Source organism: Paraburkholderia tagetis (assembly GCF_022213065.1).
Lineage (GTDB): Bacteria > Pseudomonadota > Gammaproteobacteria > Burkholderiales > Burkholderiaceae > Paraburkholderia > Paraburkholderia tagetis.
The window spans coordinates 65,176-90,113 of record NZ_JAKLJA010000022.1 but is presented as its reverse complement, the minus strand read 5'-3'; the positions used below and the strand labels follow the sequence as shown (position 1 = coordinate 90,113).

Genomic DNA, 24,938 nt, shown 5'->3' with positions numbered 1-24,938 from the left:
TTCTGCCTGCTTTTCCACACAGCGCCCGTCACGCGGGCGGCGTCTCTCCGTGCGCGCCGTCGTGGTTCGTGCCCCCCGCATCGCCCATTCGGCTGACCGTGCCTTGCGCGAGCGCCACGAGTCGCTCGTCGCCGTTCTCCATCACGAACACGCTGCACTGGCAGGTGGCCTGCTGGCGCCCCGCAAAGACCACGCGCGCCCGCGCGACCAGCGTGCCGGACATGGCGGGCCGCAGGTAATTGATCTTGTACTCGCCCGTCACCACGCGTGGACCGAGCGCCAGCGCGCCCGCGAACGTGAGGGCGTTGTCGGCGAGATAGCTGATCACTCCGCCGTGCACGAAACCGTGCTGCTGCTTGAGTTCGTCGCGCACGGGCAGCCGCAGCGTCAGCTCGTCGGCACCGACGTTCATGAGTTCGGTGCCGAGCAGCATGCTGAACGGTTGTGCGTGAAGTGCGCCGCGCGCGCGATCCACCAGATCGGTCATCTTCGGATTCCCAGGGGCCACGCCCACGTAGTTTCTTAACCACTGTAGGAAGTGCCGTGCGGTGGCGCAAGGTGAATCGCGAGGCCATCGCCACGGAATTGTTGCGAAAAACGACAAAAGACCCGCGGCGATCATTTCTGAAACACGCTGTTACACCGGCCTTCGCGCATTTAGCGCAGAAATTTCGCGCATTTGGTCTCAATCCAACGTTTGCGAGGCCGTAAACCCGTGCGGGTGCGTGCGTTATCCCGCGCGCGCCGAACCTGTTCAACCGCCATCCCCAGGTGTTCACGAATGTTCAGCAAGATCAAGGTCGCATCCGGCCTTTTGTGTGTTCTAGTCGCGTTCTGCGTGCTCCAGCTCGTGACCGGGGGGCTCGGCTTCTGGTCGCTCACCCGCACACACGACGACGTGAAGGACCTCTCGCGCGTGGCGCTGCGCCAGGCGAGCGCCGCCAACGAAACCACCCAGCATTTGATGGACGCGCGCATCAACCTCTCGCGCGCGGGCACTCGCCTGATTCGCGGCGGCGGCGCGGCCCCGACCGACATCATCAACCACGCGCAGGAGCAACTGGGCGCCGCCGACCGCTCGTACGCGGAGCTCACGGCGGTCGAGCCCGTCAACGAAGAGGACCGTGCGCGCGTGGCCGCGCTCGGCCAGCGTTATCAGGTCTACCACAAGGCGCTCGCGGAACTGATCGACGACCTCAACGCCAATAACATCCAGGCGTTCCTCGATCAGCCGACCCAGTCCTACCAGGACGCCTATCTCGCCGAGCTGCACGACTTCGCGCGCTTTAGCGCGGCGGCCAGTCACGCTTCGCTCGAATCGATCGATGCGCGTCTCACGCTGTTCCGGACCGTGGGCATTGCGATCCTGATCGTGCTGATCGCGCTCGCCATGGGTGTGCACGTGGCGCTGCGCCGGGGCGTCGTGGCGCCGCTGGAGGAAGCGGGCCGCCACTTCGAGCGCATCGCGCGCGGGCACCTGAACGAAACCGTGGCCGCGCGCGGCGACAACGAGATCGGTCTGCTCTTTCGCGATCTCGCGATGATGCAGGCGAGCCTCGCCCGCACGGTGCACACGGTGCGCGAAGCGGCGGGCTCGATCCACGTGGGCGCGAACGAAATCGCAACCGGCAACGCCGATCTCTCGGCGCGCACGGAGTCGCAGGCGGCTTCGCTCGAAGAGACGGCGGCCAGCATGGAGGAGCTCACGGGCACGGTGCGCAACACCGCCGACAACGCGCGCGAGGCCAACGCGCTGGCCGAGGCGGCGCTCGACGCGACCGCGCGCGGCGGCGCCGTGGTGGACGAAGTGGTCGAGCGCATGCATGGCATCGCGCAGAGCTCGGACAAGATCGCGGAAATCATCGGCGTGATCGACGGGATTGCGTTTCAGACGAACATTCTTGCGTTGAATGCGGCTGTGGAAGCGGCGCGCGCTGGCGAGCAGGGGCGCGGTTTCGCGGTGGTGGCGGGCGAGGTGCGTGGCCTCGCGCAGCGCAGCGCGCAGTCGGCCAAGGAGATCAAGACGCTGATCAGCGAGTCGGTGACGCAGATCCGCGGCGGCTCGGAGCTGGTCGAGCGCGCGGGCTCGGCCATGCGCGAGGTGTCGACGTCGATCTCGCGCGTCACGCAAATGATGGCGGGCATCAGCGCTTCGGCGCTCGAGCAGAGCTCCGGCATCGATCAGGTGAACACCGCCGTTTCGCAGATGGATCAGATGACGCAGCAAAACGCAGCGCTGGTCGAAGAGGCCGCCGCTGCGGCGGCTTCGTTGCATCAGCAGACGCGGCAACTGGCCGAGGCGGTGGCGGCGTTCGAAATTTCTCCGGCGGTGCTGGCCGAAGGCCGTGGGCTCGCGCAGCACGCCGCGCCGGTGCGCGCGGAGCCGGTAGGCGTACTGGCGGGCTAGGGCAGCGCGCGGTACGCCGTCAACAGGTGATACGGCGTAGTCGATGGCATATCCGCGCGGGCGACTTCCCCGCTCGCGCTTCTACACTCCACCCAGCCTTGCGGCGTGAGAAAGCGCTGCGCGAATTTCCCGATCTGTTCGTCCAAGGTTGCGCGCGCAACGGCATCGCCGTGCGTCGCGATCGCGCGCAGATACTCCGTCTGCGCCCAGATGCGCTGCGTGGCGTCGATCACGCGGCCCTGCTCGTCGAGGGCCGCCGCCACGGCGCCCGTGACCGGGTCCACGCCGTGCTTCACTGCGAATGCGAATGCGCGCGCGAGCGCCTCCTGAAGTCCCGAGGCGCCCAGCCGCTGCGCACCCGCCTGCTGCGCGAGCCAGAACCACTCGAATTGATGTCCGGGCTCGAGACGATTGTCCCGCGTACCGAGCGGCAACTCCGCGATGCAGCCCGTGGGCGCGTGCAGGAAATTGCGCGCCAGCGCTTCGACGAGCCCGGTGATCGCCGTATCGAAGGCCGCGTCGCCGGTTGCCTCGCGGGCCACGAGCCAGGCTTCGGTCAGATGCATCAGCGGATTTTGCAGCGGCCCGCTCGTGACGCTCGCGAAGGACGCATCGAGCGCCGCGTTCAGCAAGCCGTCGAGTGCCTGGTCGTGGGCTTTGCCGTGGACTTTGAAGCGCTCGACGATCAGCGCCGACGTCTCGCGCGCCGTATCGAGCGCTTCAGGCACCCCGAGGCGCTGGCCGTATGCCGAGCACGCGAACACCACGAATGCGTGCGTATAGAGGTCCTTGGTGGTGTCGAGCGGCGCGCCCTGGGCGTCGACGCTATAGAACCAGCCGCCGCGCGTGCGGTCGGCAAAGGTATGGCGCAGCGACTCGAAGAGCGTGTGCGCATGCGCGGCATCGCCCGCCTGCGAGAACACGAAGAGCTGGCGGGCGCAGGCCATCGCGCGATAGCGCACGTCGGGCAGCGGCGCCGTGCCTGATGCGTCGAGCGCTTCGTGCGGCAGGCGCAGCGTCGCGTTGAAGCCGGGGCCGCGCCACAACGGCAGGATCGTGCGGTCGAAATGATCGCGCAGGCTCGCTGCGTCGGTGAGAGCGTTCATGAGTGATGGGCGCGCCAGGCGCTGGCACAAGGAAAACAGGTGCCAGCGATTGTACGCTGGGGCAACTCTGTCTCTGTCATGCAGCGTACGGTGCAAGACAAGCTGCACGAACCATGCTCGGCAACTGGGAACTCATTTCCCGGCTGGTGCTGGCCGCCGCGCTCGGCAGCGTGATTGGCTTCGAGCGGATGGCGAGGATTGATGCGTCACGCATGGTTCATATTCGAGGGGCTCACAGGTTTAACGTTTGCGGCTAAGATGCCTGACCAGCGGCGCGCGGCTTTATTGAAGGATGTGAAGGATGCGCGTTGCGGGAAGCGAAACGCGGCTGTCACGCTGCGGCCAGGCGTGATGGACGTGCGACGCGCGTTCACCTGAAGCGAGTCTCATCGTCGATCCATGGCCGAACACGTAGAACACGCAGAAAACGAACCCTCGAACACCGCGCGCGCAGCGCGCAGCGCGTCGTCCCGGCGTCGAATGCCGACGCCTCCTACCCATACAGAAGTTACGCAGTCCGCGGACCCTCAGCAGGGGGAGCCGGACGGCGAGCTCATGCTCGATCTTTTCGACGAGAACCCGGAGCCGGCGCCCGAAGCCGAAGCAGAGGGCGTGGCGCAGGGCAGTCGCGCGACGTCCGCGCGGCGCGCGGCCCGCACAAAGGCGGCCGGGCCGGCAGAGGATGCCGCGAGCGCCGGCGGCGACGCGGACGATAAAGTGGCGGCTTCCGCCCACGCCGAGACGCTGGAATTGCCCGTTGCGAGGGAGATCGACGCATCGGAGTCGAACGTAGCCGACGCAAGCGGACCGACGGACGAGAAGGCAGGCGCGCAAGCGTCGGGGATGGCGGCAACAGAGGCGCGGAAGCAGCCCGAACCGCAGGCCGAACCCCTGCCTGGCTTGCACGACGTTGCCAAAGAACCGGTGGCCGTGCCGTTGAGCGCAAGCGGCCACACCTACGCGCCCACGAGCGCGACAGGCAACGCCGCGCACATGATTTCGGCGGTGCATGCCGTGGATGTCGACCCGGCGGTCCACGGCCTGGTGCCCGAGCGCGCGGCAAGCCTTGGCGCCGAACGCGCCGCGACGGCGCTGCCCTCCGAGATCGTCGCGGCGATGGCCGCCCAGACGCGCAGGACCCAGTGGATGTTGACGGCCGCCGTTGCCGCGCTGGTGGTGACGGCGGGCGTGGCGATCGCACAGACTGTCCTGCTCGCGAGCCTCTCGGCCGATGCGCAAGCGCAGCAACAGCGCTTCGACGTGCTGATGCAGAACCAGCAGGCGGCGCTCGACAGCGTGGCGGCGCGCCTGGCCGCGCCGGCCGCCGCCGTGCCCGTTGCGGCGGCAATGGCGGCGGTGCCCGCAACGGCTGCGGCGAGCGCCGCTCGCGAGCCGGAGAGCGCAACGCCGCCGCGCCATGCCGCGCGGACCGCCAAGGCGACGAAATCGACGGAAAAGTCCGCCTCGCATGCCGCGGGCAGCAAGTCGGCCAAGGCGCGCTCGCAGCACGCCTCCCGCCAGGCGGCGGCGAAAAACTGACCGCCAACCTCCATCTGGTTTTGACCCCGGAATCACAGGCCGCCCGCGTGTTGCGCTGATGCAACGCATGGATGGCCTGCCATCGAGCCGCGACGCGGCGCCGCAGTTTTTTTGTTGCGCTGCACTAGCATTGAGCTAGGGAAAACCCTACAATGCATCTGTTCCTAGGGAAAACCCTATATTCTTGTCTAACCGGGAGTCGCCATGAGCTTTATCCTTGCACTTTTCCAAAAGGTGAGCGACCTCTTCGCGTCGCCGTATCTGCCGATGGATGCCGAATATTCGTACGTAGCGCGTCACCGCGAAGCAGAGCGCATCCGCCGCTCGCACTACAAGCCGTTCAGCCTGCCGCGCGACTAATCTCGCCGCAGTCGGAGCGATAGGGCGGAGCCAATGCGCTGCCCGGATACTTCGCTCCAGCAGTCGTGACATCGAACGAGGCCGGTTCTTTTAAGAGAGCCGGCTTTGTTGCGTCTGGGCCTGACGCGTAGTGGAAGACTCAGTGAATGGCGTGCGGCACCGCTATCGTCGTGGCCGATGCGCACGGTGTGGTTTTCCTTTGGCGACAGGCACTTGCGTGAATCGCCCAGAGCTTGTCCACAGGGCTCTCAACAAAATCTGTGGATAAAGCCTGCGTGGGCCGCGCCATGCAGCGCCGCTGAACCAATGTCATAGTGTGGGCCGCAAGACCACCCACCGCTCACCTATGTCCGACACCTACTTCTACGACCCCGCCACCGGCCACGGCCTGCCGCACGATCCCTTCAAGGCGATCGTCGCGCCGCGCCTGATCGGCTGGATCTCGAGCCGCTCTTCGGACGGCGTGCTGAACCTCGCGCCGTACAGCTTCTTTGGCGCGTTCGCCTCGTCGCCGGCCGTGATCGGGTTTTGCAGCGAAGGCCGCAAGGACAGCATCGCCAATATCGAGGCGACGGGCGAGTTCGTCTGGAATCTCGCCTCGCGTCCGCTGGCCGCGCGGATGAATCAGAGTTCCGCGCCCGTCGCCGCCGATATCGACGAGTTCACGTTCTCCGGCCTCACGCCCGCGCCGGGCCGCAACGTGGCGGTGCCGCACGTGGCCGAAGCGCCGGCCGCGCTCGAATGCAAGCTGCTGCAGATCGTGCGGCTGAATGCGCTCGACGGCTCGCCCATGAACAACTGGCTCGCGCTCGGCCAGGTCGTGGGCGTGCACATCCGGCAGCAGTATCTGAAAGACGGGCTCTTCGATACCCATGCCGCGCAGCCCGTCATGCGCGCGGGCTATCGCGCCGACTACGCGCAGATCGGCGAAATGTTCCAGATGGTGCGTCCCACGGCCTGAGATGCTGGCGCTTCGCGGGCCACGCGATCGCCCGCGAAGCCCGGCGACGAGTCGCGCTTCCGGCTCGCGCGCCGCTGCTTCCGCATGAGCGTCCGCATGGGCGCGTGCGCCGTGTGGATCTCGATCGCGCTGTCGCCGTCCTCGGTTAGCGTTCGCGTCAGAAGCGCGCGCGCAGGCCCACCGTGCCCACCACCTGATTCGCCGTCGACGAAGCGCCGCCCGCCGTGTTGACGAATGCCACGTAGTTGTGGCCCGTGACGTGCTGATACATCGCTTCGGCGTAGAGGTCGGTGCGCTTCGAGAGGCGATACACCGCCTGCGCGTTCACCTGCTGCCACTTCGGATCGCCGCCCCAGCTCGTGCGGTCCACGTGGCCGTCGGTGTAGGTGTAGGCGAGGCCGAGGCTCCAGGCCGGGTTCAACTGATACTTGCCGTTCACTTCGTAGTTGTTGAAGCTCACGTCGCCGCCGTGCGAGCCGAACGAGTTCGTGCCCGAGTACTCGCTGCGCGTGAACACGAAGCCCGCGGTGGCCGGGCCGAACGTGTAGTTCAGGCCGCCGCCGAACGCGCGCAGGCGCTGCGCGCCGAGCGAAAAGCCGCCCTTGCCGTTGGCCGCCGATTCGGCGATGTCCACCGCGCCCGGGCTGCTTGCGCTCGTGCCTTGCGTGCCATTCATCTGCAGATAGCCGGCGGCCACGGCGAGCGGGCCGTTGTTGTAGCTCGCGCCGAAGCTGTAGACGCGATCGACCGCGAAGTCAGTCTGGTTCGAGAACCCATACAGGGCGCCGAACTTGAAACCGCCATAGCTGTTGCTCGTGTACTTGACCGAGTTGTTGATGCGCACCGAGTGGTTGAGGTTGTCGTTGTCGAACGGATGCGTGAAGCCCGTGTCGCCGAAGGTGCCCGCGGTAGCCGAGAGCGGCGCGACGAAGTCCACGAGTTCGTCGTACTGACGGCCCAGCGTGAGCGTGCCGAAGCGATCGCTCGCGAGGCCCACCCAGGCCTGGCGGCCGAACATGCGGTTGTCCTGGCCGAGCTTGCCGTTCTGCAGGTTGAAGCCGTTTTCGAGCAGGAACACGGCGCGCGTGCCGCCGCCCAGGTCTTCGCTGCCGCGCAGGCCGAAGCGGCTGCCGTTGATGTTGCCGCTCGTCGCCTGCCAGAGCGCGCCGCCCGACTTGCCGCTCGCGACGTTGTTCGTGTACATGATGCCGGCGTCGATGATGCCGTAGAGCGTGACCGAGCTTTGCGCGTGCGCGACGCCCGGGGCAATGGCGCCGATGAGGCCGACGGCGGTGGCCGCTGCGGTGGTGACCGAGGCGCTCAAGGCGCGGCGCGCGGCGCTGGTGGCGAGAGAGGGGGCGTTCTTTTTCACGTGTGAAGTTCCTGAGGCGGTTTTCTCTTGGCGTTTGAAAATGGCTTGCTGCGCGCGACGCGAGCGAAGGCCGGCAAGCAGCGTCAGGAGTGTAAGGACCGGCAGCCGCCAGAAAATCCGCTGTGTCTGGAGAAGATTCTTTCGTGCACTGGAATAAACTTTTCATCGCCGTGTCATGAATTGCTGCCATGGTGTGGCGCAGATGCATTCATCGGTGCGATTAAAGGCGTGCCCGGCAGTTTTGGTACGATGCACGCTTTGCCAGCCGATCCAGTTGCCCGCGTGAAGCGTTCCGTGTCGTTCATCCGCGCTCAAGCCGCGAAATGGTCCTCCCGCCTGAAGCCCCTCATGTCGCGCCTGTGCGCGTTCGTGAGTCCGTGGCTCGGCAAGGGGCTACATCATCTGCGCCATCCCACCCGGCGCGGCATCCTCATCGCCATCGGCGCGTTGCCCGCTGCGCTCGTGCTCTATGTGCTGGTGCTGATTCCGTTCACGCCGGGCATCGGCGACATCCGCAAGGCGCGCGTGGACCAGCCCGCGCAGATTCTCTCCGCCGATGGCAAGCTGCTCGCCGAGTTCAAGCCCTCGAACCGCGAGTGGGTGCCGCTCTCGCAGATCTCGCCGCATATGGTCGACGCGCTGATTTCGACCGAGGATCACCGCTTCTACGAGCATCACGGCATCGACTTCAAGCGCACGGCGGGCGCGGCGCTGCACACGTTTTCGGGCAACCGCCAGGGCGGCTCGACCATCACGCAGCAGCTCGCGCGCAATCTCTACCCCGACGAGATCGGCCGCGCGCCCACGCTCACGCGCAAGATCAAGGAGGCGATCACCGCGTTCAAGATCGAGGCCGTCTATAGCAAGCCGCAGATCCTCGAAACCTATCTGAACACGGTGCCGTTCCTCTACAACGCGTTCGGCATCGAGATGGCGGCGCGCACCTATTTCGGTGTTTCCGCGGATCAGCTCACCGTGCTGCAAGCCGCGACGCTCACCGGCATGCTCAAGGGCAACGCCTACTACAACCCGGTGATCAATCCCGAGCGCGCGCTCGCGCGGCGCAACACCGTGCTCGCGCAGATGGTGAAGTACGGCAAGCTCACGGATGCGCAGTACGCGACGCTCGCGAAGAAGCCGCTGCGTCTGGACTTCGAGCGGCAGACCGAGCCGCCCGGTCCCGCGCCGCACTTCGCGCAGCAACTGCGCAAATGGCTGATCGCGTGGGCCGACCGCAACGACTACAACGTCTATTCCGACGGTCTGGTTGTGCGCACAACGATCGATTCGCGGCTGCAGGCGATGGCCACCGCCGCGCTCAAGCAGCACGCCAACCAGTTGCAGGGCAGCGCGAACAGCGCGTGGAGCGGACGCAACGGCTGCTTTGCCGGCAACGATCTTTTCAGGGCCTTCATGCGCGAGACGCCCGATTACAAGAGCGCGCGCGCTGGGGATGCAAATTCGGGCGTAAGCGACGAGGCCGCGCTCAAGAAGCTCGCCGCCGACCGCACGTTCATGCGCGCGCTATGCAAGGACAAGACCACGGTGCAGGCGGGCTTCCTCGCGATCGATCCGCGCAACGGGCAGATCAAGGCATGGGTGGGCAGCCGCGATTTCGCGGGCGAGCCGTTCGATCACGTGCAACAGGCGCGGCGTCAGCCGGGCTCGACGTTCAAGGCGTTTGTCTATGGCGCCGCGTTCGCGGCCGGCGCCAAGCCGACCGACACGATCGTCGACCAGGCCGTGGAAATGCCGCTCGAAGGCGGCGAAATCTGGCGTCCCAACGACGATGTGCCGCCCAGCAACAAGCCGATGACACTGCGCGACGCGCTCGCGTTCTCGCGCAATCGCATCACGGCGCAGGTGATGCAGGCAGTGGGCCCGGACAAGGTCGCGCGTCTCGCGCGTGCGATGGGCGTGCGCGATAGCGAGCTGAAGCCGGTGCCCTCGCTCGCGCTCGGCACGAGCCCGGTCACGCTCAAGGAGATGGTGTCGGCGTACAGCACCATCGCGAACGATGGCGAGTACCTGGAGCCGCGCATGGTCACGCGCATCGAGGACAGCAAGGGCGACGTGCTCGCGGAATTCGCAAGCGCATCGCCCGAGCGCGCGCTTTCGGCGTCCGCGGACCGCACGCTGCTCGACACGATGCGCGATGTCGTGAATCGCGGCACGGGCTCGAGCATCCGCACGCGCTTCGGCATTCGCGCCGACGTGGCGGGCAAGACCGGCACGACCCAGGACAACGCGGACGGCTGGTTCATCCTGATGGACCCGCAACTGGTGGCGGGCGCGTGGGTGGGCTTCGACGACGGCCGCGTCACGCTCCAGAGCGAAGGTGCGCGCAGCGCGTTGCCGATCGTCGGCGACTTCTTCTCGCGGGCGTTCCGTGCGCGCATTGTCGATCCGCGCGCGCGCTTCGATACCGAAGTCGCGCCGGGCGCATTCGAGACCTTCCGCGAGCGGCTCAAGACGTGGATGGACGGCTTGTTCACCTCGAAGGCGCCCACCGGGACGCCGCACGCGCCGGCCCATGCCCCGGCGCCGCGGCCGCCAGCGGTTGCGCCCGCGCCCGCCGAGGTGCCGCCTTCGAGCGGCGTCGCGCAAGCGGGCGCGGCATCGGCGGCATCTGCGGCTTCGGGTACTGGCGTGCCGCCGGATATCGCGCGCATGTTCGGCCAGCCGCCGGTGCTCGGTGCTTCCGGTGCCTCCGGCGCGCAGCCGCCTGGGCCATCGCCGCAGCAGGCGCCTTATCCGCCGCAGGAGCCGACGCTCGCGCCGACGCCCACGCCCGACGACTCAGATTCGGGGAATAGCGCGGGAAACAGCGCGGGAAACAGCGCGGGCGCGCAATACACGCCGCCGATATCGACCCCGCAGCCGCCGACCTCAGCGACACCGTCGGCCACGCAGCCGCAGGGCAACTGATCCAGGGCGCGGCGCTTACCGGTCCTGGACCGAGCGGTTGCCGCCGCGCCCATGCACGACCGTAAGGTAGTGCACGAGCCCCTGCGACGCGTGCGCGCCGTCGAGCTCGCCGCTGGCGATGGCTTCGAGCGCATCGAGCGCGACGTCGATGTCGCGGGCGCGTTCGGCGTCGATGACGGCGCGCGCCACGCCGCGAAACGCGAGCACCCAGGCGCCGGCCGGTAGCGGGCCGGTGCGCGCGAGGTCGATCGCGCAGGCGCCGTGACGTGTCACGGCTTGGGCGGCGAGGCCTTCCGCGCAGACGATGCGGGCCGGAATGCCGATGGGCATCGGTCGCTCGGCCTTCGATGGTGGTGTCATGCGAGGGTCTGGCCGCGAGCGCATGCGCGTGCCGGGGGTTGCGGCGAGAGCGTAGGGGCGGATGAATCGGGTCATGGCAATCCTGAACACGGCGAATGGGCGGCTGGTCTGACGCAGACGACGGCGCACGGTAGCAGCATCTCGCTGGCTTGCGACCATGCGGCGGCGGAGCGATTGATTGTGCGCAAGCGACGCAGTGTACCGGCAGTTATCCCCAGATTTCGTGGAAAGGGCTGTGGACAACCTGTCCGCAGCCGCGCCAAGGCGTTGATCTTGAAACAAATTGTTCTTGCGGGCATGAAGCAGGCCACCAGGCAGGCCACTAATCAGGCCACTAAGCAGCCGATATTTGTGGTGATGAGCATCAAGACCGGGCGCGTTTGCCCGCGCCTTTGACAAGAATTGATGCGTGGCGGCCGAAACATCCGTTAAATTCCGGCGTTTCGGCATTTTGGCTCAAGCAGGCGATAATGCGCGGCGGGCCAGCCGGCCTGACCCATTGGAGTGAATCGAGATGTTCCGCATGTCCCCCCTGATTCGCGCGCTGTGCACTAGCGCCGTCGTCTCGGTCGCGCTGAGCGCGGCGCTGCCCACCCTCGCGCACGCCCAGAGCGCCGCTGCCAGTGCGGTCACTGGTGCTGCCAGCGCTGTCACTGGTGCTGCCACCGGTGCTGCCACCGGCGCTGTCACCGCCGCTGCCGGCGCATCCCAGGCGCTGCCCGCGGGAGCGGTCGCCGTGGTCAATGGCGTGGAGATTCCGCAGTCCGCGCTCGAGAGCGCCGTGACGACGGCAGTGAGCCACAGCGGCGACGTCGATACACCGCAGTTGCGCGCGGCGCTCAAGCGGCAGTTGATCATCCGCGAAGTGCTGCGTCAGCAGGCGGTGCGCGCGCACTACGACCAGCGCCCCGAGGTGGCTCAGGCAGGCGACAGCCAGAAGGCGGACCTCGAGATCCAGTCGTGGTTGCAGGACAACGTGCACGTGCGGACGCCCACCGAGCGCGAGATTCGGGCGCGCTACAACCGCGTGAACGCCGAGCTCGGCAAATACGAGTACAAGCCGCAGTTCGTCGTGCTGGCCGATCAGGCGGTGGCGAAGGCCGTGATCGAGCAGGCGAAGGCCGGCAAGCCGTTCGACGCGCTTGCGCGCCAGTACAGCATCGTTCCCTCGAAGGAGAACGGCGGCGAAATGCCGTGGGTGAGCTTCAAGACGCCGGTGGCCGAGGGCAAGACACGCGGCGTGCCGGTGGCCGTGGCGCGGGCGCTCGCGCAGTTGCCGGTGGGCGGCGTGGCGCCGCAGCCGGTGCAGTCGGGCCAGGCGTGGGTGGTCGTCAAGCTCGAAGACAAGCGTGCGATGAAGGTGCAGTCGTTCGACGAGGTGAAGGATCAGATCCGTCGCCAGATCATCGCGGAGTCCATGGACGCAGGCGCGGCCCAACTCGTGAAGCAACTGGTGCAGAGCGCGACCATCGTGCAGTAACGCGCGCGCTGCGTGATGGCGGCGGGTGGGCCCACGGCCCACCGCGTAGCCGGGTCAGCGGCGTTCGCGCCAGGTGCGCAGCAAGAGCGCGTTGGTCACCACGCTCACACTCGAAAACGCCATCGCGGCGCCCGCGATCATGGGATTCAGGAGCCCGAGGGCGGCGAGCGGAATCCCGATCAGGTTGTAGACGAACGCCCAGAACAGGTTCTGCTGAATCTTGCGCCACGTGCGCCGCGAGATGTCGATCGCGGCGGCCACGAGCGCGGGGTCGCCGCGCATGAGCGTGACGCCAGCCGCATGCATGGCGACGTCGGTGCCCGTGGCCATGGCGATGCCGATGTCGGCGGCGGCCAGCGCGGGCGCGTCGTTGATGCCGTCGCCCGCCATCGCGACCACCGCGCCCGTGCGGATCTTCAGATCGCGGATCGTGCGGGCCTTGTCGTCGGGCAGCACCTGCGCGTGAATCTCGTCGATGCCGAGCTGTGCCGCCACGGCTCGCGCGCTGCCTGGGTTGTCGCCGGTCACGAGCACGCTGCGGATATCCATCGACTTCAGGCGCGCCACGGCCTCGCGCGCGGTGGGCTTCACCGTGTCGCCGAAGGCGAGCAATGCGAGCACCACGAGTGTCGAATCGGATTGCCCGCTGGGCGATGTCTGCGCGGGTGCGTCGCCGGACTCGTGGGCCGCCGAATCGTGGCCCGTTGAGTTGTGGCCCGCTGAGTTGTGGCCCGCTGAGTTGTGGACTGCTGACGGTTGCCCCGATGAGCCCCCGGACTTGCCCATCAGCCAGGACACCGTGTTGCCTTCGGATTCGAGCGCCTGCGCGCGCGCCGCGAGCGCGGGCGGCACGGCGAGCTCGAGCTCATCGAGCCAGCGCGCGCTGCCGATCGCCAGATACCGGCCGTTCACCTCGGCCTCCACGCCGCGTCCAGGCACCGCGCGCGCATGCGCGGCAGCGGGCAGCGCCCCCCCGGAGACTCGGCGCTGAGCGTCTTCACTGCGGCCTTCACCACGGCCTTCGCGAGCGGATGGTCGCTGTGCTGCTGCACGGCGGCGGCGAGCATGAGCGCTTCGGCGCGCGCGATCTCGCCGGCCGTCTCGAATGCGGTGAGCGAGGGCTGGCCGAGCGTGAGCGTGCCGGTCTTGTCGAAGGCCACGACGCTCACGTCGTGCGCCGTTTCCAGCGCTTCGGCGTCCTTGATCAGCACGCCGTGGCGCGCGGCCACGCCGGTGCCGGCCATGATCGCGGCGGGCGTGGCGAGCCCGAGCGCGCAGGGGCAGGCGATCACCAGCACGGCCACCGCGTTGAGGATTGCGGTTTCGGCGCTAGCGCCCGCGAGCAGCCAGCCGCCCAGCGTGATTGCCGCGATCACGAGAATCGCGGGCACGAACACGGCGCTCACGCGGTCGACCAGACGCTGGATCGGCGCCTTCTCGGCCTGCGCGCTTTCCACGAGGCGGATGATGCGCGCGAGCGTCGTTTCGGCGCCGATGGCGGTGGTGCGCACGGCCATCAGCCCTTCGCCGTTGATGGAGCCGGCGGTGAGGCGGTCGTCGGGGGCCTTCGGCACGGGCAGGCTTTCGCCGGTGATGAGCGATTCGTCGACATGGCTGCGGCCTTCGAGCACGACGCCGTCGGTCGGCACGCGCTCGCCCGGCCGCACCACGACCACGGCGCCTACGCGCACCTGCGCGAGCGGCACCTCGCGCTCCGCGCCGTTTTCGCGGATGCGCGCGCGCTCGGGGCGCAGCGCGTTGAGCGCGCGGATGGCATCCGTGGTCTGGCGCTTCGCGCGCGCTTCGAGCCACTTGCCGAAGCGCACCAGCGTGATGACGACCGCCGACGCCTCGAAATACAGATGCGCGGCGTCGCCGGGGTGCGCGAGCATCGCGTAGACACTCACGCCCCACGCCGCCGAGGTGCCGAGCGCCACCAGCAGATCCATGTTGCCGGCGCCCGCGCGCACGGCCTTCCAGGCGGCGCGATAGAAGCGCGCGCCAAAACCGAACTGGACGATCGAGGCGAGCACGAGCTGGGCGGCGGCCGGCAGCATCCAGTGCAAACCGAGCCAGCCGCCGAACATCGGTGCAAACATCGGCACGAGCAGCGGCGCGCTCAGCACAGCGGCGATCAGCACATCGCGCAACTCGCGTCGCGCGGCGGCTTCGGCTGCGGCGGCGCGCGACGGAGCGGCGCGTGCTGTGCCGGCTGCGCTCGCACCTGCTGCGGCGCTGGCTTGCGTCGTGTCAGCGGAGGGGTCTTCGGCGGTGTGCGGGTCATCGGCGAGCGGCGTGGCTTCGTAGCCGGCCTTTTGCACGGCGGCGACGAGACGCTCGCGCATGGCGGCGTCGAGTGGCGCATCGAGGCGCACCGCAGCGTTTTCGGTCGCGAGGTTGACGGCGGCGCTCGCCACGCCGGGCACCTTCGCGAGGGCCTTCTCCACGCGGTTCGCACAGGCCGAGCAGGTCATGCCGCCGATGGCGAAGCTCGCGGTCCAGGCGGCGGCGCAAGCGCTGGCATCGGCGGATGCATCGGCGCCAGCGTCCGCGACGGGTTCGGCTTCGTAGCCCGCCTTCTCCACGGCTGCCACGAGCTGGCGGGTGAGCGCTTGCGCCGCGCTCCCGCCGGCTTTTGCGTTGACCTCGGCGCTGACCTCGACGGTAGCCTTTTCCGTGGCGAGGTTGACCGACGCGCGCGTGACGCCCGGCACCTTCGCGAGCGCCTTCTCGACACGCATGGCGCACGAGGCACAGGTCATGCCGCGGATTTCCAGTTCCGCCACGCGGTGCCCGGCACGCTCGCCGGTTTCTGCAACGAGGGGATCGTTCATGATGATGACGCGCAAACGCGATAAGTATTCGACGTTACGCAGTATCCACGTTCCCATGATGGGAAGGTCAAGGGCCCTGTCCGCAGCCGCGCAGAATTTCGTACAGCAGACTTTTCAGGGGCTGATGCGGGCGATACGATACCACCCGGCGGCATCGGCACCATGCCGCGCGCATTGGACCGCGGCCCGGGGGGCCGTCGCGCGGCGTCGGAAGCCAGTCGACGTCAATTCATGGACCGCCTGCTTGGCACGTAATCAACAAATGACAAAAAAACGCCGAACCATTCCTTTTTTCCGCACCTGCGCCGCCCTGGCAGGTGTCGTCCTTATTGCCGGCTGCGCATCGACGCCCCAAGGCGCCGCGTCGAAGGGCAATGGCTGGGTCAAGGACGAGGTCTCCGATTCCTATGTGTTCGGCTATCCGCTCGTGCTGATGGACATCTCGCGCGAAGCCGCCACGGGCAACGCGCCCGGCCAGGCCGCGCCGAACACGCTGCGCCACGCACAGTCGCTGCCGCCCGTCGGCGCCTCGAGCCCGCCCGAGCCCAATCTCGACACGCTGGCCTCGACCGGCTGGCTCGACGTGAGCCGCGAACCCGTGCTCGTCGCGCTGCCTGACACGCACGGCCGCTATGCCGATGCGCGCGCGCTCGACATGTGGACCAACGTGCTCTGGTCGACGGCGGCGAAAAACAATGAGCGCGCAAGCGGTCTGACGGCGCAAACGATTGCCTTCGTGCCCGCCGGCTGGAAGGGCACGCTGCCCGCGCGCGCGAAGCGCGTGGATGTGACCACGCGCTATGTCTGGTTCCTCGCGCGCATCGAGACGCGTGGCGGCGGCGACCTCTCGAGCGCGCGCCGCCTGCAGCGCGGTATCCGCGTGGCGCCGCTTTCCGCGTGGGACGCGCGCGGCAAGCGCGTTGCCCAGGCGGACGCACAAACGGGCGCGAGCCTGGCCGGCGACCCCGTCGCGACGGGCACGCCGGCCGCGCAGGTCGCGGCGCTCGACGCCAACGGCTTCTTCAAGCGCCTCGCGCTCGCGCTGGACGACAATGCGCCGGTGCCCGACGACCCGCATGCGCTCAAGATTCTCGGCGACATCGGCGTGCATCCCGGCGATGGGGTGCAACTGCCGTCCGGATCGAAGGATGCCGCCGTCGTGAACGCGGGCTTCGCCGACGGCCGCGCGCGCGTCGCCACGCCGCCTTCGAATCTGCTCGCCGGCAACGGCTGGCTCTGGGTCGGCGACGATGCGGGCAACTACGGCACCGACTACGCCCTGCGCGGCTACGCGGCCTACGCGTCGCCGGGCCTGCCCACCAGCCGCGACGAAGCACGCGCCCGCGTGGCCCAGGACGGTGACGGCCACACACTGAACGGCGCGAACCGCTACGTGATTCATTTCAGCGCGAAGCAATTGCCGCCGGTGCGCGGCTTCTGGTCGATCACGGCTTACACGCCCGATGGCGCGCTCGACGGCGACATGCCCGTGCGCGTCGCGTTTGGCGAGCGCAGCGGAGCGCGGCGCAATCGCGATGGCTCGCTCGACGTGCATGTGAGCGCGGAGCGGCCGCGCGGCGGCGCCAACTGGGTGCCGGCGCCGAAGGGCGACTTCCGCCTCGTGTTGCGCATGTACGCGCCGAAGCCCCAGGCTACGGATGGCTCGTGGCAACCGCCGGCAGTCGAGCGGCAGTGACGCGTGCGCGCCAGGGCGGCGGCCCCACCGTCCTGGCGGCGCATTGCAGTCGCGCGATGCAGCATCGGGCCTATACTTTCGGCTGTCGGATTCTCTGACAGCCAATCCGGTCTCACTATCTTCACTATCCGCGGCGAGCCTGTTTCCGCGTCACCGGCCAGCAAGTATGGCAAGCCTCAACAAAGCATCGCTCACGACTTCCCTGCAATCGGTGCGCGCCGTGGCGCGCGCGCCCCGCACACGGCGCATCCTTGCCGGCATCGCCATCTTTCTCGTGGTGTTCGGCCTGCTCGGCTTCTTCGCCGCGCCGCCGCTCATCCGGCACATCGCCGAACAGCAACTGAGCCAGCAGCTCGACCGGCCTGTCACGATCGCGCGCATCGGGCTCAATCCCTACACGCTGCGGCTCGAAGCGGACCGCGTGCATATCGGCGAGCGCGGCGGCCAGGGTGACTTCTTCGACGTCGAGCGGCTCGTCGTGCAGGCGTCGTGGTCGTCGATCTTTCGCGCGGCGCCCATCGTCGACGAAGTGCGGCTCGATTCGCCGCGCGCGACCATCGTGCGGCTCGATGCGCAGCATTTCAACTTCTCGGACCTCATCGAGAAGTTCTCGAAGCCCTCGGAAAAACCCAGCAGCAAACCCGCGCAGTTTTCGGTTTCGAACATCCACATCGAGAACGGCAAGATCACCTTCGATGATCGCCTGCTCAACGAAAAGCACGTGATCGACCGCTGGTCGCTCGGCATTCCGTTCATCGCCACGCTGCCTTCGAAGACCAATATCTTCGTCCAGCCGATGCTGCGCGCGCGCATCGACGGCGCCAGCACGCTCGCCATCGACGGCAAGACCAAGCCGTTCGCCGCGTCGCGCGAATCCGAGGTCGAACTGCGCCTCACCGATCTCGACCTGCCGAAGCTGCTCACCTATTCGCCCACGAAACTGCCGGTGACGCTCAAGAGCGGCACGCTCTCCACCAACCTCAAGCTCGACTTCGTGATGTCGGGCGAGAAGCCCACGCTGCGCGTTTCCGGGACGACCGACCTCAACGACGTCGACGCCACCGACAACGCCAACGCGCCGCTGTTCGGCGCGCGCAGCCTGCATGTGGCGGCGGCGTCGCTCGAACCGTTCAGCAACGTCTATCGCTTCGACACGATCCGCGTCGATGCGCCCACGGCCACGGTCGTGCGCGACAAGGCGGGCGTGCTCAACCTCGAGAAGCTGGCCGTTGCAGCGGCCCCGCCCGCGGCGTCGGGTGCGCAGGCCGAGCCCGCGGCGGCGGCCAAGGCGCCGCCGCTCGACCTCTCGATTCGCCAGTTCGCGATCGCGGACGGCACGGTGCATGTGCACGACGAAGCTGCGTCGCGGCCGGTGGAGCTGGACCTGAGCAACGTCGCCACGACGCTCACCAACTTCTCGACCGTGGCCAAGGCGCCCGCTGCTTACACGCTCGCGCTGAAGGCGAGCGACGGCGGCACGGCGAAGATCTCGGGCACCCTCGGCCTTGCCGCGAAGAGCGCCGACGCGAAGATCGTCCTGAACAACGTGGCGCTGCCGCTGGCACAGCCTTATCTCGACGGCGTGACGGCCGCGCAGATCCTCGATGGCAAGCTGAGCCTCGACTCGGCCATCAAGGCGGACTGGGCGAAAGCGCCGGCTGCCGTGCAAGTGGGCGCGAGCACGCTGAATCTGGAGGCGCTCAAGCTCGCCGCGCGCGGCTCGAAGACGCCGGTCGTGGCGCTCGCGAAGGGCACGGTGCAGGTGAGCCAGGTCGATCTCGCGGCGCGCACCGCGCAGATCGCTTCAGTGGAGACGAGCGGCCTCGATGTCAACGTCGAGCGCAAGAAGGACGGCAAGATCGATCTGCTGCAACTGGCGGGCGGGCACGAGGCCGCGCCCGAGCGCACGGCCATTCACGCGGCGCAGAAGTCGGTGAAGGAAGGCCCGGCGTGGCACTACAAGATCGATTCGCTGAGCGTGAGCGGCGGCTCGGTCAACTTCACGGACAGCACGACGCCGCGTCCGGTCAAACTTGCCGTCGCGCCGCTCGACCTCAAGGTCCAGCAGATCAGCGACGACATGAAGCACGCGCTGCCCATCGACCTGAAGGCGACCGTCAACAAGAAGGGCACGCTCGCGCTCAATGGCGACGTGAACCCCACGCCGCTCACGGCGAAGTTCAGGATCGACGCGAACCGGCTCGATGCCGCTGCGTTCGAGCCGTACTTCGGCAACCAGCTCAACGCGGTGGTCGCCAGCGCGCTGCTCAACATGAAGGGGCAGCTTGCCGTGGAGCAGGGCAAGGCGCTCAAGGCGAACTATCGCGGCGATGCGGCGCTCGTGGACGTGCGCATGCTCGACAAGGCGACCTCCGACCCGTTCGCGGGCTGGCGCTCGCTCGCGCTCTCGAACCTGAAGGCGAGCTACGACGACGTGCGCGGCACCGACGTGGACGCGAGCCGCGTGACCTTCGCCGGCTTCTACGGGCGCGTGCTGCTCGACGCGCAAGGCAAGCTCAATCTCAAGGACGTGGTGGCGCACGAAAGCGGGCAAGCGCAGTCGCTCACGCGCGATGCCCATGCCGACGGCCACGAGCCGGTGCCGCTTTCGCCGCAGGCGGCGAGTGCACCCACTTCCGCGCCGGTTGCGATGGACGTGGCGGCCTCGGCGCCCGCGACTGCTTCCGCGACGGTGACCGCCGCGCAGTCGCCGAAGCATCCGGTGCGCCTGCATTTCGGCGAACTCGTGTTGCAGGGCGGCCGCGTGAATTACACCGACAACTTCATCAAGCCGAACTACAGCGCCACCCTCGTGCAGATTCAGGGCACGGTGGGCGCGTTCGGCACCGAGTCGACCACGCCCGCGCCGGTCGACGTGTCGGCCAAGCTCGCGGCGAACGGGCCTATCGCCATCAAGGGCACGGTGAATCCGCTCATCGAGAAGCCTTCGCTCGACATCACCGCGAGCGCGCACGACGTCGAGCTCACCAATCTCACGCCATATTCGTCCAAGTACGCGGGCTATCCGATCACCAAGGGCAAGCTCAACGTCGACCTGCACTACCAGCTCGCGAACGACCAGCTCACGGCGAACAACCATCTGTTCATCGACCAGCTCACGTTCGGCGATCACGTCGAGAACGACACCGCCACGAAGCTGCCCGTGCGTCTCGCGATTTCGCTGCTCAAGAACCGGCGCGGCGAGATCGACGTGAATATTCCGGTGTCGGGTTCGCTCTCGAACCCCGAGTTCAGCCTGGGCGGCCTGATCTGGCATGCGGTGCTCAACCTGATCGCGAAGGCCGTGACTGCGCCGTTCTCGCTGCTCGCGAACGCGTTTGGCGGCGGCGGCGGAGAAGAGCTCGGCTATGTGGAATTCCCGGCGGGCTCGGCCAAGCTCTCGGACGGCGACGACAAGAAGCTCGACACGATTGCGAAGGCGCTCGACGACAAGCCATCGATCAAGATCGACCTGATCGGCCGCGTCGACCCGGCCGTGGACACGCCCGCGCTGCGCGAGAAGTATGTGGACCGCCTCGTGCGCCAGCAGAAGGTGAAGGACACCGTGGGCAACGGCGAGAGCGTGGATACCTCGCAGGTGCAGGTCGATCAGAAGGAATACGAAAAATATCTGACGAAGGCGTACAAGGATGCGGACTTCAAAAAGCCGCGCAACATGGTGGGCTTCACGAAGACGCTGCCCGTCGACGACATGAAGCAGGCGCTCGCCGAGCACGCGCCCGTGGACGACGCCACGCTGCGCGAGCTAGCGCAGCGGCGCGCGCAGGCCGTGCAGCAGTACTTCGAAGGCAAGGTCGACCCGAGCCGCGTGTTCGTGGTGGCGCCCAAGCTCGACGCGACGGGCATCACCGATAAAGGTGCGACCACGCGCGTGGACTTCGGGCTCAAGTGAGGGCGTGCATGCGGGGCGTCATGCCTCGCATGCCGCTGGCGTTTTTCACGCCGCGCGCACGCGCGGCGCCTTGGTGACTCCAGTGATTCCAGTAGTCCGGGCGGCCCCGAACGCGTGCGCTTCGATCACGCGCGCGAGCGTCGCGAACGCCGGCGCGATTTGCTCGTGCGGCACGCATGCATAACCCGTCAGTAATCCTTTGCGTTGCTGCTTGCCCAGGTAATAGGACGCCAACGGCCGCACGATCACGCCCGCATCGTACGAAGCCGCGGTAAGCACCCGGTCGTCGCAATGCTCGGGCAGGCCCAGCACGAAGTGCAGGCCCGCTTCGTCGCCCATCACGGGCAGCGCGTCGCCGAAATGCTGCGTCACCGCGTCGATCAGCAATTGCCGCCGCTCGCCGTAGAGCGTGCGCATGCGGCGCACGTGCGTGGTGAGATAGCCGTCCATGATGAATTCGGCGAGCACGGCCTGCTGCATGAGCTGGCCTTCGCGATAGAGCTCGGCCACGCCGGTGCGAAACGCGTCCACGAGCCGCTCGGGCACGACCATATAGCCCACCCGCAAGCCCGGAAACAGCAGCTTGCCGAGGCTGCCCACATAGATCACCTGGCCCGAGTCGTCGAGCCCTTGCAGTGAGGCGAGCGGGCGGCTGCCGTAGCGGAACTCGCTGTCGTAGTCGTCCTCGATGATCCACACCTTGTGCTGGCGCGCGTATTCGAGCAGCGTGCGGCGGCGCGCGAGGCTCATCACCATGCCGAGCGGGTACTGATGCGAGGGCGTGACGAGCGCGATGCGCGGCGGATGGCTCAGATCGGAGTCGCGCGGGTTGAGGCCTTCGTCGTCCACGGGAATCGGCGAGAGCTTGATGCCCGAGGCTTGCAGCACACTGCGCGCGCCCCAATAGCAGGGCTCTTCGACCCATGCGCGGTCGCCGGTGTCGGTGAGCAGGCGCACCGTGAGATCGATCGACTGATGGATGCCGGTCGTGATGATGATCTGGTCCGGCGTGCAGCGCACCGAGCGCGCCACCCGCAGATAGTCGGAGAGCGCGCGGCGCAAGGGCCGGTAACCGCCGCCCGGCGCGTAGGTGAGCAGATCGGGCCTGGCTGACTTCCAGAGCCGCGATTGCAGGCGGCTCCAGGTGCGCGCGGGAAACTCGGTCACGTCCGGCACGCCGGGCATGAACGCACCCCATTGCCTGGCCGAGACGCCGGCTTCGTCGATGAGGCGCTGCCCGCGCATCGACATGTCGCCGCGCGGGGAGGGCGCGGGCACGGCGCGCGTGGTGGCGTCGGGGCGCGGGCCCACGGCGGCCGAGTCGGGGCGGGTGTCCGCGACATAGGTGCCGCTGCCGGTGGTCGAGAGCACGTAGCCTTCGGCGCTCAACTGGTCGTAGACGTGCAGCACCGTATTGCGCGCGATGCCGAGATCGCCCGCGAGCAGGCGCGAGCTGGGCAGCTTCGTGCCGGGCGCGAGTCGGCCGGTCAGGATGGCTTGCTGCATGAGTTGCAGCAACTGGCGGTAGACCGGTTCCGCCGAGGTTTTGTCGAGTTGCGCGGCAAGCCAGTCGGACGGAATGACCATGGCGAAGTGGTTCCATCGAGAATAATGAAATGGCTCCATTGCATAGAGCCGTGAGCGTCTATAGTAATCCGCACGTCAGATCTGACTAACCTTTGTGTCAGAATAAATTTAATCGCGTCAGATCTGAGCCGGAAACACAGGAGACACGACGATGAAGACCTCGGAGGCGATCGTCAGCTTTCGCGGCGTGCGCAAGACGTACGACGGCGAAACGCTGGTGGTGAAGCAACTCGATCTGGACATCTATCAGGGCGAGTTCCTGACGCTGCTCGGGCCGTCCGGCTCCGGCAAGACCACCTGCCTGATGATGCTGGCGGGCTTCGAATTTCCCACCGGCGGCGAGATCCGTCTCGAAGGCAAGCTGCTCAACAACGTGCCGCCGCACAAGCGCGACATCGGCATGGTGTTTCAGAACTACGCGCTCTTTCCGCACATGACCGTCGAGCAGAACGTGGCGTATCCGCTCGGCGTGCGCAAGGTGCCGACGGCCGAGCGCGCCGCCCGCGTGAACGACGCGCTCAAGATGGTGCGCATGGAAGGCTTCGCCAAACGCTACCCTGCACAGCTTTCTGGCGGCCAGCAGCAGCGCATCGCGCTCGCGCGCGCGCTCGTGTTCCAGCCCAAGCTCGTGCTCATGGACGAGCCGCTCGGCGCGCTCGACAAGCAACTGCGCGAACATATGCAATACGAACTGAAGTCGCTGCACGAGAAGCTCGGCGTCACGTTCGTCTACGTCACGCACGACCAGGGCGAGGCGCTCACGATGTCGGACCGCGTGGCGGTGTTCGACAAGGGCATCGTGCAGCAGCTCGACAGCGTGGACCGCCTCTACGAATCGCCGTGCAACGAGTTCGTGGCGAACTTCATCGGCGACAGCAACCGGCTGCGCGGCAAGGTCGCCGCCGTCGACGGCGAATTCTGCGAGATCCATCTCGCCGACGGCACGCGCCTCAAAGGCCGTAACGTGGCGGGCGCACAGATGGGCGCGGACGCCATCGCGTGCATCCGGCCCGAGCGCATGAAGCTCGCCGCCGGCTTTGCAAACAACGGCGCAAACAACGGCGCGAACGCGCTGGCGGGCGAGGCGCGCGGTCTCATCTATTTCGGCGACCACGTGCGCATGCGCTGCGGTCTGCCTCACCAGGACGAGTGCTTCGTGAAGGTGCCGCTCGGCACCGAAGCGCTCGCAGGCTTCGCGCCCGGCCAGCCGGTCGCGCTCGAGTTCGCGCCGGAGCATTTGCGTATTTTTGCCTGACGCACTGAAGCGCGCGAAAACAAACCACCAAGGAGAAGGGGACTACACCATGAAGCAGATCGGCAACTTGCGCGTTGTAACGGTGGCGGCTGCGGCCGCGTTTGCACTCTCGTGTGGCGTGGCGCACGCCGCGGAACTGACGGTCGTGAACTTTGGCGGCGCGAACGGCGACGCCCAGAAGGCGGCCTTCAACGAGCCGTTCCAGTCGCAGACCGGCACGAAGGTCACGGCCGTCGAATACAACGGCGAGCAGGCCAAGGTCAAGGCGATGGTCGAGGCGAAGCACGTGAACTGGGACGTCGTGGAAGTGGAGACCGGCGACATCGCGCGCGGCTGCGACGAAGGCCTCTACGAGAAGCTCGACTGGTCGAAGCTCGGCAACAAGGCCGATCTCCTCAAGGCGGCGCAGCAACCGTGCGGCGCGGGCATTTTCGTGTGGTCGACGGCGCTCGCCTATAACGCCGACAAGCTCAAGACCGCGCCCGCGAGCTGGGCCGACTTCTGGGACGTGAAGAAATTCCCGGGCAAGCGCGGCATGCGCAAGGGCGCGCGGTACAACCTCGAATTCGCGTTGATGGCCGATGGCGTTGCGCCGCACGACGTCTACAAGGTGCTTTCGACGAAGGCGGGCCAGGACCGCGCGTTCAAGAAGCTCGACGAGCTGAAGCCCAACATCCAGTGGTGGGAAGCGGGCGCGCAGCCGCCGCAGTTCCTCGTGGCCGGCGATGTGGTGATGTCGACCGCCTATAACGGACGCATCGACGCCGCGCAGCGCGAAGGCAAGAACCTCAAGGTCGTGTGGAACGGCAGCATCTACGACCTCGATTACTGGGCGATTCCGAAGGGCACGCCGAACAAGACCCAGGCCATGCAGTACATCGCGTACACGCTTTCGACCAAGCCGCAGCAGACCTACGCGCAGCACATCGCCTACGGCCCGGTGAATGAAACGGCGATCAAGACGCTCGACGAGAAGACGCTCGAAAACCTGCCGAATTCGCCGAAGAACGGCAAGAGCGCGGTACAGCAGGACCTCACGTTCTGGACCGATCACGGCGACGAACTGGAGCAGCGCTTCGCCTCGTGGGCCGCGAAGTAAGCTGGCGCGATGCGGTAGCAGAGGCATTAGAAGCGGCATTG

General features: G+C 67.4%; 15 protein-coding genes and 2 pseudogenes. 11 read left to right on the top strand and 6 right to left on the bottom strand.

Translation table 11 applies throughout. The features are described from left to right. Nucleotides 1-28 precede the first annotated feature (28 nt). Complete coding sequence (locus tag L5014_RS23100; RefSeq protein WP_238466062.1) at nucleotides 29-487, bottom strand: PaaI family thioesterase; 459 nt, start codon at nucleotides 485-487, stop codon at nucleotides 29-31. A gap of 294 nt (nucleotides 488-781) precedes the next feature. Between L5014_RS23100 and L5014_RS23095 the strand changes: the two genes are divergently transcribed. Next, entirely contained in the window at nucleotides 782-2,407 is a 1,626-nt protein-coding gene (locus L5014_RS23095) for a methyl-accepting chemotaxis protein (protein ID WP_238466061.1), read from the top strand. On the opposite strand, the gene L5014_RS23090 is transcribed toward L5014_RS23095, so the two are convergent. Beyond that, complete coding sequence (locus tag L5014_RS23090; protein ID WP_238466060.1) at nucleotides 2,404-3,513, bottom strand: AGE family epimerase/isomerase; 1,110 nt, start codon at nucleotides 3,511-3,513, stop codon at nucleotides 2,404-2,406. The two genes, L5014_RS23095 and L5014_RS23090, sit on opposite strands and share 4 nt — an antisense overlap. Nucleotides 3,514-3,626: 113 nt before the next feature. Between L5014_RS23090 and L5014_RS23085 the strand changes: the two are divergent. The 4 genes and pseudogenes from L5014_RS23085 to L5014_RS23070 all read left to right on the top strand — a co-directional run. Continuing rightward, nucleotides 3,627-3,701, top strand: a pseudogene (locus L5014_RS23085) (MgtC/SapB family protein); the annotation flags it as partial. Nucleotides 3,702-4,068: 367 nt separating this feature from the next. Further along, nucleotides 4,069-5,052, top strand: a complete 984-nt coding sequence (locus L5014_RS23080) for a hypothetical protein (RefSeq protein ID WP_238466059.1) — start codon at nucleotides 4,069-4,071, stop codon at nucleotides 5,050-5,052. 204 nt (nucleotides 5,053-5,256) lie between these two features. After that, nucleotides 5,257-5,412, top strand: a complete 156-nt coding sequence (locus L5014_RS23075) for a hypothetical protein (RefSeq protein WP_238466058.1) — start codon at nucleotides 5,257-5,259, stop codon at nucleotides 5,410-5,412. Nucleotides 5,413-5,758: 346 nt separating this feature from the next. Continuing rightward, a complete protein-coding gene (locus tag L5014_RS23070; RefSeq protein ID WP_238466057.1) occupies nucleotides 5,759-6,373 on the top strand; it encodes a flavin reductase family protein in 615 nt (204 codons plus the stop codon). Nucleotides 6,374-6,530: 157 nt separating this feature from the next. Here L5014_RS23070 and L5014_RS23065 read toward each other — a convergent pair whose 3' ends face one another. Further along, nucleotides 6,531-7,652: a porin gene (locus L5014_RS23065; protein WP_238466102.1), complete on the bottom strand. Its 1,122-nt coding sequence runs from the start codon at nucleotides 7,650-7,652 to the stop codon at nucleotides 6,531-6,533. Nucleotides 7,653-7,994: 342 nt separating this feature from the next. Between L5014_RS23065 and L5014_RS23060 the strand changes: the two genes are divergently transcribed. Then, nucleotides 7,995-10,673: a transglycosylase domain-containing protein gene (locus tag L5014_RS23060; RefSeq protein WP_420800120.1), complete on the top strand. Its 2,679-nt coding sequence runs from the start codon at nucleotides 7,995-7,997 to the stop codon at nucleotides 10,671-10,673. Between the two features lie 15 nt (nucleotides 10,674-10,688). Here the strand turns inward: L5014_RS23060 and L5014_RS23055 are convergent, their stop codons facing one another. Continuing rightward, nucleotides 10,689-11,108 (bottom strand): HypC/HybG/HupF family hydrogenase formation chaperone, encoded by a 420-nt coding sequence (locus L5014_RS23055; RefSeq protein WP_238466056.1) that lies wholly within the window; start codon nucleotides 11,106-11,108, stop codon nucleotides 10,689-10,691. A 448-nt stretch (nucleotides 11,109-11,556) separates the two neighbouring features. Here L5014_RS23055 and L5014_RS23050 point away from each other — a divergent pair, with 448 nt between their 5' ends. Beyond that, nucleotides 11,557-12,513, top strand: coding sequence for a peptidylprolyl isomerase (locus L5014_RS23050; protein WP_238466055.1), 957 nt, complete (start codon nucleotides 11,557-11,559; stop codon nucleotides 12,511-12,513). A gap of 54 nt (nucleotides 12,514-12,567) precedes the next feature. Here L5014_RS23050 and L5014_RS23045 read toward each other — a convergent pair. Beyond that, nucleotides 12,568-15,347, bottom strand: a pseudogene (locus L5014_RS23045) (heavy metal translocating P-type ATPase). A gap of 262 nt (nucleotides 15,348-15,609) precedes the next feature. On the opposite strand from L5014_RS23045, the gene L5014_RS23040 reads away from it, so the two are divergent. Then, nucleotides 15,610-17,043, top strand: coding sequence for a DUF1254 domain-containing protein (locus tag L5014_RS23040; protein ID WP_238466054.1), 1,434 nt, complete (start codon nucleotides 15,610-15,612; stop codon nucleotides 17,041-17,043). Between the two features lie 166 nt (nucleotides 17,044-17,209). Then, on the top strand, nucleotides 17,210-20,956 hold the full coding sequence (locus L5014_RS23035; protein ID WP_238466053.1) for a DUF748 domain-containing protein: 3,747 nt from the start codon (nucleotides 17,210-17,212) through the stop codon (nucleotides 20,954-20,956). Nucleotides 20,957-21,001: 45 nt separating this feature from the next. Here L5014_RS23035 and pdxR read toward each other — a convergent pair whose 3' ends face one another. Further along, nucleotides 21,002-22,543, bottom strand: coding sequence for a MocR-like pyridoxine biosynthesis transcription factor PdxR (gene pdxR / locus L5014_RS23030; RefSeq protein ID WP_238466052.1), 1,542 nt, complete (start codon nucleotides 22,541-22,543; stop codon nucleotides 21,002-21,004). Nucleotides 22,544-22,694: 151 nt separating this feature from the next. Between pdxR and L5014_RS23025 the strand changes: the two genes are divergently transcribed. Both L5014_RS23025 and L5014_RS23020 read left to right on the top strand, forming a co-directional pair. Further along, nucleotides 22,695-23,798: an ABC transporter ATP-binding protein gene (locus tag L5014_RS23025; RefSeq protein ID WP_238466051.1), complete on the top strand. Its 1,104-nt coding sequence runs from the start codon at nucleotides 22,695-22,697 to the stop codon at nucleotides 23,796-23,798. Between the two features lie 49 nt (nucleotides 23,799-23,847). After that, on the top strand, nucleotides 23,848-24,897 hold the full coding sequence (locus tag L5014_RS23020) for an ABC transporter substrate-binding protein (protein ID WP_338019316.1): 1,050 nt from the start codon (nucleotides 23,848-23,850) through the stop codon (nucleotides 24,895-24,897). The last annotated feature ends 41 nt before the right edge of the window (nucleotides 24,898-24,938 follow it).

What these genes read in the sequence shown, in the direction of transcription:
- L5014_RS23100 (WP_238466062.1), bottom strand. Translation starts at nt 487, where the DNA reads ATGACCGATCTGGTGGATCGCGCGCGCGGCGCACTTCACGCACAACCG.
- L5014_RS23095 (WP_238466061.1), top strand. Translation starts at nt 782, where the DNA reads ATGTTCAGCAAGATCAAGGTCGCATCCGGCCTTTTGTGTGTTCTAGTC.
- L5014_RS23090 (WP_238466060.1), bottom strand. Translation starts at nt 3,513, where the DNA reads ATGAACGCTCTCACCGACGCAGCGAGCCTGCGCGATCATTTCGACCGC.
- L5014_RS23080 (WP_238466059.1), top strand. Translation starts at nt 4,069, where the DNA reads ATGCTCGATCTTTTCGACGAGAACCCGGAGCCGGCGCCCGAAGCCGAA.
- L5014_RS23075 (WP_238466058.1), top strand. Translation starts at nt 5,257, where the DNA reads ATGAGCTTTATCCTTGCACTTTTCCAAAAGGTGAGCGACCTCTTCGCG.
- L5014_RS23070 (WP_238466057.1), top strand. Translation starts at nt 5,759, where the DNA reads ATGTCCGACACCTACTTCTACGACCCCGCCACCGGCCACGGCCTGCCG.
- L5014_RS23060 (WP_420800120.1), top strand. Translation starts at nt 7,995, where the DNA reads ATGCACGCTTTGCCAGCCGATCCAGTTGCCCGCGTGAAGCGTTCCGTG.
- L5014_RS23055 (WP_238466056.1), bottom strand. Translation starts at nt 11,108, where the DNA reads ATGACCCGATTCATCCGCCCCTACGCTCTCGCCGCAACCCCCGGCACG.
- L5014_RS23050 (WP_238466055.1), top strand. Translation starts at nt 11,557, where the DNA reads ATGTCCCCCCTGATTCGCGCGCTGTGCACTAGCGCCGTCGTCTCGGTC.
- L5014_RS23040 (WP_238466054.1), top strand. Translation starts at nt 15,610, where the DNA reads ATGACAAAAAAACGCCGAACCATTCCTTTTTTCCGCACCTGCGCCGCC.
- L5014_RS23035 (WP_238466053.1), top strand. Translation starts at nt 17,210, where the DNA reads ATGGCAAGCCTCAACAAAGCATCGCTCACGACTTCCCTGCAATCGGTG.
- pdxR (WP_238466052.1), bottom strand. Translation starts at nt 22,543, where the DNA reads ATGGTCATTCCGTCCGACTGGCTTGCCGCGCAACTCGACAAAACCTCG.
- L5014_RS23025 (WP_238466051.1), top strand. Translation starts at nt 22,695, where the DNA reads ATGAAGACCTCGGAGGCGATCGTCAGCTTTCGCGGCGTGCGCAAGACG.
- L5014_RS23020 (WP_338019316.1), top strand. Translation starts at nt 23,848, where the DNA reads ATGAAGCAGATCGGCAACTTGCGCGTTGTAACGGTGGCGGCTGCGGCC.